Here is an 11747-nt window from a genome sequence, read left to right on the forward strand (position 1 = left end):
AGGGAGGGCGGCATGACGACCGTGACCCTGCACGCCACCGGCCCGGTGTCACCCGCGGAGGCGTGGGAGCGCTACGCCCGGCCCGCCCGGTGGCCGCAGTGGGCGCCGCAGATCACCGGCGTCGAGGTGCCGGGGCCCCGGCTCGCCGCCGGGGTGAGCGGGCGGGTGCGCGGGCCGGTGGGGGTGACGCTCCCCTTCGTCGTCGAGTCGGTGGACGAGGCGGCACGGCAGTGGGCGTGGACGGTGAGCGCCGGCCCGGTCCGGCTGCACCTGCTGCACTGGGTCGCCGACGGTCCCGACGGCGGCAGCACCACCGGCCTGCGCATCTCCGGCCCGGCGCCGGTCGTGGTCGGCTACGCCCCGCTGGCGCAGCTGGCGATCGGCCGGTTGGTCCGTCCGCTCGACCAGCGGAGTGCCGGACAACCGGTCTGACCTGCGGGAACGGTCGTACCCCGGCCGTAGCGTGCGGGGTGTGGAGGAGGTCGCGGAGTACCGGTCGCCGGTCGAGCAGGCGTTGCTCGACGCGGTGATCGAGCTGCCCGCACCCTTTCGCCGGCTGCCGGTGGCGCTGCTGTCCCGGGAGCAGAAGGCCGCCGAGCTGCAGCGGGTGGCCGCACTCAAGGCGATGACCGCCGCCTACGAGGCCGAACTCGTCCTGGGCCTGGCCGAGGCCCGCCCGGCCGACACCGACCCCGCGCCCGGCACGCCTGGCACGAGGAGTGGCTCCTGGGCGCCGGATGCCGAGCTGCCCGGGGTGGCGGAGTTCTTCACCGCCGAGCTGGCACTGGTGCTCAACGTCGGCCGCGGCACCGCCTCCCACCTCGCCCACCGGGCGTGGACGTACCGCTCCCACCTGCTCGGCACCTGGGCGGCGCTGGCCGCCGGCGCGCTGGACGAGGCCCGCGCCAAGGCGCTGGTCGACGTGCTGGAGCACACGAGCGCGGCGACCGCCCGGACGCTCGAGGCCCGGCTGCTGCCGGAGGCCACGTCCCTGACGGTGCGCACGCTCAAGGACCGCGCGCTGGCGCTGCTGCTCGACGCCGACGCCGAGGCGATCGACCAGCGGAGGGTGATCGCGCAGCGGCACGCCGACGTGCGGCTGTACGACTGCCCGTTCGACGGCATGGCCACCCTCGCCGCCGACCTGCCCGCCGACCTCGCCGCGGCCAGCTTCGCGGTCGTGGACGAGCTGGCGCGGATGCTGAAGGCCGACGGGGACCAGCGGCCGATCGGGCAGCTGCGCACGCTGGTCCTCGCGGACCTGCTGCAGCGCCCGTGGGAGACCGGCCGCCCGCCGGTGAGCGCCCACCTGCAGGTCATCGCCACCCTCGCCGCGCTGGCCGGCCGCAGCGACGAGGCGGGTGCGGTGAACGGGCTGCCGATCACCGCCGCCCACCTCCGGGAACTCCTGCAGCAACTGGACGCCCTGGGGCTGCGCACCCCGGAGGGCGGATCGGTGACGCTGGCGCTGGTCGACGACGGCACGCTGCGCGCCACCACCACCCTCGACCGGCTCCGCCGCCTCGCCCGCACCGGCTGCCCCGACCACCCGGACACTGACTGCGACTGTGCGGTGCTGGACCGCCCGGCCGCGACCGACGGCTACGAGCCGTCCGCGCCGCAGCCACCACCGCCTCAAGACCTTCGCCCGCGGCTGGCGCTTCCACATGAGCGCCGACGGGACCCTCACCGTCACCACCCCGTCCGGGATCACCCGCACCACCCCGCCACCGGGGCTGCGACCACCACCGGCCGAACCCGACCCACCGCCGGACCATCCCGGACCACCGCCACCGGCCCACCCGGACGACGACCCGCCGCCCTTCTGAGTGCCGCCGTCCCGTCGTTCCACGTGGAACCCGGCCGGCGGACCAGGGGTGTGACCGCGGTGACAGCGAGGTCGTACGGTGCGCGGCGTGGCTGCGACGCACGAGGTCCTGAACCAGGCCCCGCCGCTGGTCGGGTACGACCCGATCGCCGGGGACGCGGCGCTGCGGGAGGCCTGTCTCCGGCACGCCGACGAGGCGACGCTCGCCTCGCTGGCCGAGCTCGGCGCGCTGGCCGGCAGCGAGCAGGCCCGCGAGTGGGGCCGGCTGGCCGACGAGAACCGCCCGGTGCTGCGCACCCACGACCGGTACGGCCACCGCGTCGACGAGGTGGAGTTCCACCCGGCCTGGCACGAGCTCATGCGGACGGCGTTCGAGCACGGTCTGGCCGGCGCGCCGTGGGCCGCGGCCGACGCCGGTTACCGGCACGCCCACGTACGCCGCGCCGTCGGCTACCTCGGCTGGACGCAGGTCGAGGCCGGCCACGGCTGCCCCGTCACCATGACCTACGCGGCCGTGCCGGCGCTGCGGGCGGCGCCCGACCTCGCCGCCCGCTACGAGCCCGGCCTGACCGCGACCGGCTACCGGTTCGGCCTGACCGACCCCGTCGCCAAGCCGGGCCTGGTCGCGGGCATGGGCATGACCGAGAAGCAGGGCGGCTCCGACGTCCGGGCCAACACCACGCGTGCGGTCGCGAACGCCGACGGCAGCTACTCGCTCACCGGGCACAAGTGGTTCACGAGCGCCCCGATGAGCGACCTGTTCCTCGTGCTGGCCCAGCTCGACGAGGGCGTGTCCTGCTTCCTCGTCCCGCGGGTGCTCCCGGACGGCAGCCGCAACGTCTTCCGCCTGCAGCGCCTCAAGGACAAGCTCGGCGACCGCGCCAACGCCTCCAGCGAGGTCGAGTTCGACGGCACCACCGGCTGGCTGGTCGGCGCCCCCGGCCGCGGCGTCCCGACGATCATCGAGATGGTCAACACGACCCGGCTGGACTGCGTCATCGGGTCGGCCGCGACGGTGCGGGCGGCGCTCACCCAGGCGGTCCACCACGCCCGGCACCGCTCCGCCTTCGGCGCGCTCCTGGTCGACCAGCCGCTCATGCAGAACGTGCTGGCCGACCTCGCCGTCGAGAGCGAGGCAGCCACCGCGCTGGCGATCCGGCTGGCCGCCGCGGTCGACGCCGGCGAGAAGGCGTTCCTGCGGCTGGCCGGTGCCGCCGCCAAGTTCCTCGTCTGCAAGCGGACGCCGGGCGTCGTCGGCGAGGCGCTCGAGGTGCTCGGCGGCAACGGCTACGTCGAGGAGTCGGGCATGCCCCGGCTCTACCGGCAGGCGCCGCTCAACAGCATCTGGGAGGGCTCCGGCAACGTCATCGCGCTCGACGTGCTGCGGGCCCTGGGCCGCAGCAGCGAGTCGCTGGCCGCCGTCACCGACGAGATCGAGCTCGCCCGCGGCGCCGACGCCCGCTTCGACGACGCCGTGAAGCGGCTGGCCGCCGAGCTCGGCGACCCGGACGCGCTGCCGCTGCGCGCCCGCCGGATCGCCGGCCTGCTCGCCCAGTGCCTGCAGGGCTCGCTGCTGCTGCGGTACGCCCCGCCCGAGGTCGCCGACGCGTTCTGCGCCACCCGCCTCGGCGGGGACTGGGGGTCGGTGCTGGGCACGCTGCCGTCCGCCGTGCCCGCCGCGCGCATCGTGGAGCGGTCGACCGTTGCCCCTGCCTGAGAGCCCGCGGCTCCACTACCCTCGGGTACGCGTCGCGCACGGACCGACTTCCCATCCTGTCCCGGTCCGGTACCGGTGACCCGCTCGACGGGGTCCGGCGTGCGGCAGGGGGAGAGAGAACGCGTGCACCCATCCGACCGTGCGGGCGCGGCGGCACCGCCGAACCTGCTGGCCAGCGTCCCCGACGCGGTCTGCCACATCGACCGGGAGTGGCGCTTCACCTGGCTCAACGCCGCCCTGGAGGACCTGCTCGGGCGGCCGGCCGACACCCTGCTGGGCCAGAAGGTCCTCGACTGCATCCCGGACCTGCGCGACACCGAGTTCGTGGCGGAGCTCAGGGGCGCCCTCGACGACGGCCACCCCCGCGTGTTCGAGTACCTGCACAGGCCGCGGGACCGCTGGTTCGAGGTCCGCGCCTCCGCCGACAGCACCGGCCTGGTCGTGTTCATCCGCGACGTCGACTCGCGGCACCGCGCGCACGCCGCCCAGGCGCACGCCCTCCGGCAGACCACCGCCGTCCTCGACGCGTACCCCACCCCGACCGTGCTGGTCGACCGCGGCGGCCGGGTCCGCAGCGTCAACCGCAGCTGGGCCGACACCGCGGACGTCGTGCGCGCAGGGGGCTGGGAGCCCGCCGAGGTGGGCGACGACTACCTCGCGCGGATAGGTCAGGGCCTGACCCCGGACGACCTGGCCCGCATCGCCGGCGGGCTCGCCGAGCTGCGGGCGGCGCCGCCCGGAGGACCGACGCGCACCTTCTCCTGCGAGTACTCCATCGAGTCCTCCAGCGGTCGCACATGGTGGCGCATGCAGGCGGCGCGGGTGGAGGAGGACGGCCAGCTCGTCGCCACCCACATCGACATCACCGAGCGGGTCCGCGACCAGGAGCGGCTGGCCTGGCAGGCCCACCACGACGACCTCACCGGCCTGGCCAACCGCGCCCGGCTGCTCGAGCTCGTGGGCGAGGCGCTGGCCGACGAGCGCTCCCGCACCGCCCTGCTGTTCCTCGACATCGACGGCTTCAAGACCATCAACGACTCGCTCGGCTCCGAGGTCGGCGACGAGCTGCTGCGCCAGGTGGGCGCCCGGCTGGCCGCCCAGATCCGTCCCGGCGACGCCGTCGGCCGCCTGGGTGGGGACCAGTTCGTCGTCCTGGCCCGCTCCTGCGACACCCCGGAGGCGGCGTCGCTGGCCTTCCGGCTGCAGCGCTCCTTCGCCCGCCCGTTCATCGCGCTGGGGGTCTCGGTGCCGGTGTCGGCCAGCATCGGGGTCGCCGTCGCCCAGCCCGGGCTGCGGCACGCCCACCAGCTGCTCAGCGACGCCGACGCCGCGAGCTACGCCGCGAAGGCGGCCGGCCGCGACCGCGTCCACCTGTTCTCCCCGGGGCTGCGCGACGCCGCCCGCTGGCGCATGGACGTCGCCACCCGGCTGCGCGACGGCGCGCTCGACCAGTTCGTCGTCCACTACCAACCGGTGGTGCGCCTGGACACCGGCGAGGTCGAGGGCGTCGAGGCGCTGCTGCGCTGGCAGCACCCCGAGCGCGGCCTGCTCTCGCCCGACGCCTTCCTCTCCGTGGCCGAGGAGACCGGGCAGCTGATCCCGATCACCCGGTGGCTGCTGCACGAGACCACCCGCCAGGCCGCCGAGTGGGCCGCGCAGGGCCTGTCGCTGCGGATGGCGGTCAACATCAGCGCCCGCCACTTCTCCGCCGAGACGCTGGTCCGCGACGTCCGGACGGCGCTGCACGAGTCGGGTCTGGCGCCCGAGCAGCTGATGCTCGAGCTGACCGAGACCAGCGTCGCCGAGGACCCCACCCGCGCCGAGGACCAGCTCGCCGTCCTGCGCGGCTTCGGCGTGCGGGTGGCCATCGACGACTTCGGGACCGGCTGGTCCTCGCTGGCCCAGCTCATGGCGCTGCCCATCGGGACGCTCAAGATCGACCGGTCGCTGATCACCGCCGCCGAGCGGCTGGCCTCCGGCGGCACCGGCGCGGTCCTCGGGGCGATCGTCGAGCTCGCGCACACCCTGGGCATCCGGTCGGTGGCCGAGGGCGTGGAGACCGCCGAGCACCTGCGGATGGTCCGCGAGGCCGGCTGCGACTCCGCCCAGGGCTACCTGCTCGCCCACCCCATGAGCGCCGAGGACGTCGAGCGCTGGGCGGACCGGGTGCGGGCCGGCGGCGGCGACTCCTGCGCGCTGGCCCTCGCCGGCCGGCTGCGCTGAGGGGGCTGCCCTGAGCGGACAGGGGGGAGGGGACCGGCGGTGACCGGTCCCGTCCGCCGGCGCGCCGTCCGCCGGGCGACCGCCCCGGCCGGCCCGCCGCCGGTCGTCGCACCGCCCGCCGTCCCGCCCGTCGTCGTCCCGCCGGTGCCGGACACCCCGGACACCCCGGACACCCCGGACGGCACCGGCACGGACGCGGCGGCGACCGGGCAGACTGCCCCCGTGACCGCGACCAGCGAAGAGACGCCCCTCGCCGAGCCCCGGGCCGACGGCGGCCGGGGGCGGCCCGCGCTGGACCTGCTCATCTGGGACGCGCCGAACATCGACATGACCCTGTCGACGGTCATCGGCGCCCGCCCCACCGCCGCCTCCCGGCCGCGCTTCGACGCGATCGCCGCCTGGTTCGTCGACGGCGCCGGCGACCCCGCCGCGCCGGACGCGCCCGAGGTCGAGGCCTGCGTCTTCGCCAACATCCCGCCGGTCGTCGGCTCGCTGCAGCGCTGGGTGGAGGCGCTGCGCGGCTTCGGCTACGCCGTCTTCGCCCGGCCCAAGAGCCAGCCCGACGACGACATCGACCAGGCGATGCTCGACCACATCGAGGTCCGCGCGCACAGCCACCGGCTGCGGCGGCTGGTCGTGTTCTCCGGCGACGGGCGCAACTTCGCCGAGCCGCTCGAGGAGCTCGCGCGGACCGGCACCCAGGTCGTCGTCGTGGCGTTCAGCGAGGTCGCGGGCTACGCCATCGGTTCGGACCTGCTGGAGTTCATCGACATCGAGGACGTCCCCGGCGCCTTCGCCGCGCCGCTGGACCGCGTCCGGCTCGACGCCCTGCCGCCGGACGGCGCGTGGCTGCGGCCCACCCGCAGCCTTCGGGACTTCGTCTCGAACTGGACCGCCCGCCGCAGCAGCTGAGCCACCCTCGTGTCCCCCGGCCCCGTCCGGGGAAGGGAGGGGCCATGGCGGTCTGCGAGGTCTGCGGCAACGACTACGACATGAGCTTCGAGGTGGTGGCCCAGGGGGCCCGGCACACCTTCGACAGCTTCGAGTGCGCCATCCACCGCATGGCGCCCATCTGCGAGCACTGCGGCGTCAAGGTGGTGGGCCACGGCGTCGTCGTGGAGGGGCAGTTCTACTGCTGCGCGCACTGCGCCCGCGCCGAGCACGACGGCGCGGCGGTGGCCGACTCGGCCTGAACCCCCGGGCTCAGTCCCGCGGGATCTCCGGCGCGCGCGGCTCGGGCACCTGGCTGCCGAACCCCTCGACCGGCTCCAGCCCGGAGGGCAGCCGCGCCCACACGTGCTTGCGGCCGGGGCGCCTCTCCCAGCCGTAATCGACCGACAGCTGCGCCACCAGGTGCAGGCCCATCCCGCCCAGGGACGGATCGCGGTCGACGGCGGGCACCGGCGGGCGCTCGGGCGCCTCGTCGCTGAGGTCGAGCAGCCAGCCGGCGGGGCTGGCCACCACCAGCGCGCGGACGTCGCCGCCGCCGTGCCGCAGGGCGTTGGAGGCCAGCTCCTCGAACACCAGCAGCAGCCCGTCGCGGGCGTCCTCGGTCGACGACGTGCTCACCGACGGGTGGGCGATCCGGGCCCGCAGGTCCGCGCGCACCCGGGAGACGACGTGCATGGCCTCCAGCTGCCAGTGCCAGACGTCGCCGGCCACGGAGGGCACCGGAGTGCACGGCCACGCCTCCTGGCCCATGTCCCACCCCTCGCGTCTGCTCCGCCGACCGGCGTCCATCCTGACCGAAAGCGCCCTGGCCCGCAGCGGCGGGCCCGTACGGTCCCCGCCCACGGTGATCGGCCGGGTCCCCGGCAGCGGCCGTTGCGGGCAGGATGGGCACCGTGGAGGACCTCTGGCGCGCGTTGAGCCGACTGCGGCTCGCCGACCGGGCCCTGGACGACGCGCTCGACGAGGTCACCAGGATCGCCGCCGAGAACGTCCCCGGCGCCGAGTCGACGTCGATCACGCTGATCCGCGGGGACGTGGCCACCACCGCCGCCCACCACGGCGACATGGCGCTGGCTGCCGACGAGCTGCAGTACGAACGGGGCTACGGCCCGTGCATGGACGCCGGGCGCGCCGGGGTCGTCCTGCGGATCGACGACACCCGCACCGAGACGCGCTGGCCGGAGTACGTGGCCCGGGTGGTGGAGGTCGGGGTCCGCAGCTCGCTGTCGATGCCGCTGCCCTACCAGGCCACCACGATCGGGGCGCTGAACATCTACTCGACGCGGCCCGCCGCGTTCGCCTCCGACGGGTCCGTCGAGGCGGCCCGCCAGGTCGCGGAGGCGGTCGCCGTCGCCGTCGCCAACGCCGACGCGCACGCCCAGCTCGGCGAGCACGCCCGCAACATGGAGCTGGCGATGCAGTCCCGCGCGGTCATCGAGCAGGCCAAGGGCGTGCTCATGGCGCAGCGGCACGTCGACGCCGACGCCGCCTTCGAGCTGCTGCGCGAGGCGTCCCAGCGCTACAACCGCAAGCTGCGCGACATCGCCACCGGGATCGTGGCCTCCACGCAGGACCGGCGCTGAGGCGGACCGGCCCGCCGGCGCGGCTCAGCCCACCCGCGTCGCCAGGTCGGCCAGCCGGCTGACCAGGAACTCCACGGCGGCCGGGCTGTCCACGGTCTCGGCGACGTCGACCGCGGTGGGGGAGTCCGACACCGTCCTGCGGTCGACCAGCGTCTGCCCGCGGGCCGGCCCCAGGGTGGTGTCGACGACGACGTCGCGGCGGACGGTGCCCAGCGTGCCCGGCACGATCGCCTCGGTGAGCGCCAGCGCGTCGTGCACCACCACGCCGGTCGTGCCGTAGGAGGTGCGGGCGTGGTCCAGGTACTGCTGCAGGATCGCCGCCGCCGTCTTCCCGACCGGCCCGGCCGAAGCGAACCGGGCGACGCCGTCCTCGTCGAGGACCGTGGGCAGCGTGACGTCGAGGCCGACGAGCACGGTGGGCACCGTCGAGCCGAGCACCCGCGCCGCGGCCTCCGGGTCGGACCACACGTTGAACTCCGCGGCGGCGGTGACGTTGCCGCCGCGGGCGGCCGAGCCGCCCATGAGCACCAGCCGGTCGATCCGCTCCGCCGCCTCGGGGTAGGTGGCCAGCAGCAGCGCGACGTTGGTCCACGGCCCGATCGCGGCCACCGTCACCGGCTCCTCCGACGCCAGGAGCAGCTCGGCGAGCGCGACGACGGCCGGGCGGGGGTCGACGGCGGCCGGGGAGGGCGGGAGGTCGACGCCGCCGAGGCCCGTGGCGCCGTGGACGTGCCCGGCGCGCTCGGGCTGGGGGAACACCAGCGAGTCGGTGGCGCCCGCGGCCACGGGGACGTCGGAGCGGCCGGCCAGGTGCAGCACCCGCAGCGCGTTCTCGGTGGTCTGCGCGAGGGACACGTTGCCGTGCGTGGTGGTGACCAGGCGGAGGTCGACCTCGGGGCTGGCCAGCGCCAGCAGGATCGCCAGCGCGTCGTCGATGCCGGGGTCGGTGTCGATCACCAGGGGCCGCGGTGCGGGAGGAGCCACCCGGCCATCCTCGCAACCGGCCCGGGTGCGCCTGCGCCGCGGTCAGCTCCCGGCCCGGCGCCGCGGCAGCGCGGTCACCAGGTACAGCACCACCCCGACGGCGAGCAGGACGCCGGCGAACGCCCAGGTCCGGGCCTCCTGGCGCCACAGCAGCACCAGGCACGAGGCGATGCCGAGCACCGGCACCACCAGCGGCACCCGGAAGTGCGGGGCGTCGACCCGGTCGCGGCGCAGCACGAGCACCGCGGCGTTGGTGCTGACGAAGACGAACAGCAGCAGGAGCACCACCGTGTTGGCCAGCGTGGCCAGGTCCCCGGCCAGGCTCAGGCCCATGGCCACCAGCGTGGTGACGGCGATGGCCACCCACGGCGTCCGGCGGCGCGGCAGCACCCGGCCGAGGACCGCCGGCAGCAGGCGCTGCTCGGCCAGCCCGTAGGCCATCCGGCTGGCCATGATCATCGTGAGCAGGGCGCCGTTGGCGACGGCGACCAGGGCGACGACGCTGAACAGCTCGTCGGGGATGCCGGCGTCGGCGGCGCGGACCACCTCGAGCAGCGGCCCGGTGGAGCCGGCGAGCTCCGCGGGCGGGAGGACGACCGCGGCGGCCAGCCCGACCAGCACGTAGACGACGCCCGCGGTGAGCAGCGCCCCGAACAGCGCCCGCGGGTAGACCCGCCGCACGTCGCGGACCTCCTCGGCGACGTTGGCCGACGTCTCGAACCCGACGAACGAGTAGTAGGCGAGCAGCGCCGCCGACAGCACCGCCGTCGCCGCCGACACCCCGGGCGGGAACTCCACGACCCGGCCCGGGTCGCCGTCGCCGCGCCCGAGGACCACCGCCCCGAGGACGACGACGAGGACCAGGCCCGAGGTCTCCACCAGCGTCATGACCAGGTTGGCGCGCAGGGACTCCCGGATGCCGCGGGCGTTGAGCAGCGCCACCACCAGCAGGAACACCAGGGCGGCCGGGGCGGCGGGCACGTCGAGGAAGACGGTCAGGTAGTCACCGGCGAAGGCCAGCGCCAGGCCCGCGGCGCTGGTGACGCCGGCGGCGAGCATGCAGAAGCCGACGAGGAAGGCGACCACCGGGGAGCGGAACGCCCGCTCCGCGAACACCGCCGAGCCGCCGGCCCGCGGGTACTTCGTGACCAGCTCGGCGTAGGACCCCGCGGTGAGCAGTGCCAGCAGCAGGGCGACCAGCAGCGGCACCCAGATCGCGCCGCCGACCTCCGCGGACACCTCGCCGACCAGCGCGTAGACACCGGCGCCCAGGACGTCCCCGAGGATGAACAGGTAGAGCAGCGGCCCGGTGACGGCGCGGCGCAGCCTCGTGTCCGGCTCGTCCGTGCTGCCCGGCGTCCGGTCGGGTGCCGCCGTCGCGGCCCGCTCGCTCACCGGTCGAGTCTCGGCAGGGCCGCACCCCACCGGCAACCGGACCACACCGTCCGGGGACGCGGGGGACGGGCCGGGGACACGCCCCGACACGCCGGGCGCGCCGGGGCGTGTCCCGGCGTGACCGGAGGCCCCGCAGGGGCTCTCCACGCTCGCGGGCCGTCGACGGGTCGACAAGTGATCGTCGGCAGCGCCGGGTGACCAACGCGCTGGTCAGGGCGTCACAACGGTTGCGTCACGGGGTCTCCAGGACGTGTCCCGACGAGCCGTCCGCGAGGCCCGCCGTCCCTACGGTTCTCCCTGTCCGCAGCACCTTCCCCGGCTGCGGACCAAGACCCCTCAGGAGGACGGCATGGCGATCGACCGGGCACCCGCCCCGTCGTCGGCGACCCTGCCGGACGACCTGTCCCTGGCCGGCCTGTTCGGCCTGCTCGACCGGGCGCACGAGCTGCCGCGGCGGTCCCGGCCGCGCCGCGCGGTGACGACCCGCTCGCCGGGCGCCCCCCGCGCGCTGCGCCCGCTGCCGGTGGCCCGCCCGGTGCCCGTGCCCCGGCCTCGCCCCGTCCCGCCGGCCGCGGCCGCCGCGGCCGAGGCGGCCCCGGCCCTGGTGACCCCGGCCCTGGTGACCCCGGCCCCGGTGACCCCGGCCCCCGCGGCCGGCCCCCGCTGGCGCGCGCGGCTGCGGGCCTCGGTCCGGCGGCTGGCCATGTGGGGTGCCGGCCCGGACGGCGCCCACGCCGCCTGGCCGACCGCGCCCGTCGTCGTCCCGCCGGCCGGTCCCGGCCTGGTCCGGCGGCTGGCGCTCTGGGGCGCCGGCCCCGACGGCGCGCACCTGGCCTGGGGCCGGCCCCGCCCGGCCGTCCCGGCCGTCCCGCGGCCTCGCGTCCCGGACGGCCCCGTGGTGCTCACCGAGCTGCCGAGCACCCCCACGATCCGGCCCGCGGCGTCTTCCCCCGCCGCGGCGTCGCTCCCGGCCGGCGCCGGCCGGCCGGTCCCGCCCCGTCCCGCCGCCCCCCGCTCCGCGGGTCCGGCGCTGGCCCCGGCCGGCTGGCCGGCGCGGCCCATCGGC

The 11747-nt window shown here is 76.3% G+C and carries 9 protein-coding genes and 1 pseudogene; 7 read left to right on the top strand and 3 right to left on the bottom strand.

Annotated elements, in window-relative coordinates; all coding sequences use genetic code 11:
- Window positions 1–12: 12 nt before the first annotated feature.
- From ACFO3M_RS11365 to ACFO3M_RS11385, 5 genes are all read left to right on the top strand, one after another.
- The gene (locus ACFO3M_RS11365) at window positions 13–432 is read left to right on the top strand and encodes an SRPBCC family protein (protein ID WP_387988699.1); all 420 of its coding nucleotides are present in this window, start codon (window positions 13–15) and stop codon (window positions 430–432) included.
- 1484 nt (window positions 433–1916) lie between these two features.
- Entirely contained in the window at window positions 1917–3545 is a 1629-nt protein-coding gene (locus ACFO3M_RS11370) for an acyl-CoA dehydrogenase family protein (protein ID WP_387988700.1), read from the top strand.
- Between the two features lie 123 nt (window positions 3546–3668).
- Entirely contained in the window at window positions 3669–5768 is a 2100-nt protein-coding gene (locus ACFO3M_RS11375; RefSeq protein WP_387988701.1) for a putative bifunctional diguanylate cyclase/phosphodiesterase, read from the top strand.
- A 39-nt stretch (window positions 5769–5807) separates the two neighbouring features.
- Entirely contained in the window at window positions 5808–6680 is an 873-nt protein-coding gene (locus ACFO3M_RS11380; RefSeq protein ID WP_387988702.1) for an NYN domain-containing protein, read from the top strand.
- Between the two features lie 44 nt (window positions 6681–6724).
- Window positions 6725–6961 carry a hypothetical protein gene (locus ACFO3M_RS11385; RefSeq protein ID WP_387988703.1) on the top strand — a complete coding sequence of 79 codons (237 nt, stop codon included), beginning with the start codon at window positions 6725–6727 and terminating at the stop codon, window positions 6959–6961.
- Between the two features lie 10 nt (window positions 6962–6971).
- Here the strand turns inward: ACFO3M_RS11385 and ACFO3M_RS11390 are convergent, their stop codons facing one another.
- A complete protein-coding gene (locus tag ACFO3M_RS11390) occupies window positions 6972–7430 on the bottom strand; it encodes an ATP-binding protein (RefSeq protein WP_387988704.1) in 459 nt (152 codons plus the stop codon).
- Window positions 7431–7603: 173 nt separating this feature from the next.
- Between ACFO3M_RS11390 and ACFO3M_RS11395 the strand changes: the two genes are divergently transcribed.
- A complete protein-coding gene (locus ACFO3M_RS11395; RefSeq protein WP_387988705.1) occupies window positions 7604–8302 on the top strand; it encodes a GAF and ANTAR domain-containing protein in 699 nt (232 codons plus the stop codon).
- A gap of 24 nt (window positions 8303–8326) precedes the next feature.
- On the opposite strand, the gene ACFO3M_RS11400 is transcribed toward ACFO3M_RS11395, so the two are convergent.
- A complete protein-coding gene (locus ACFO3M_RS11400) occupies window positions 8327–9286 on the bottom strand; it encodes a nucleoside hydrolase (RefSeq protein WP_387988706.1) in 960 nt (319 codons plus the stop codon).
- Window positions 9287–9328: 42 nt separating this feature from the next.
- Window positions 9329–10681 carry an APC family permease gene (locus ACFO3M_RS11405; RefSeq protein WP_387988707.1) on the bottom strand — a complete coding sequence of 451 codons (1353 nt, stop codon included), beginning with the start codon at window positions 10679–10681 and terminating at the stop codon, window positions 9329–9331.
- Between the two features lie 349 nt (window positions 10682–11030).
- Here ACFO3M_RS11405 and ACFO3M_RS11410 point away from each other — a divergent pair.
- Window positions 11031–11747: pseudogene (locus tag ACFO3M_RS11410) on the top strand (hypothetical protein); the annotation flags it as partial.

The organism is Geodermatophilus arenarius, from assembly GCF_042654585.1.
Lineage (GTDB): Bacteria > Actinomycetota > Actinomycetes > Mycobacteriales > Geodermatophilaceae > Geodermatophilus > Geodermatophilus arenarius.

Bases quoted from the DNA above. Each gene is read 5' to 3' on its own strand.
- ACFO3M_RS11365 (WP_387988699.1), top strand. From the start codon at position 13: ATGACGACCGTGACCCTGCACGCCACCGGCCCGGTGTCACCCGCGGAG.
- ACFO3M_RS11385 (WP_387988703.1), top strand. From the start codon at position 6,725: ATGGCGGTCTGCGAGGTCTGCGGCAACGACTACGACATGAGCTTCGAG.
- ACFO3M_RS11395 (WP_387988705.1), top strand. From the start codon at position 7,604: ATGGGCACCGTGGAGGACCTCTGGCGCGCGTTGAGCCGACTGCGGCTC.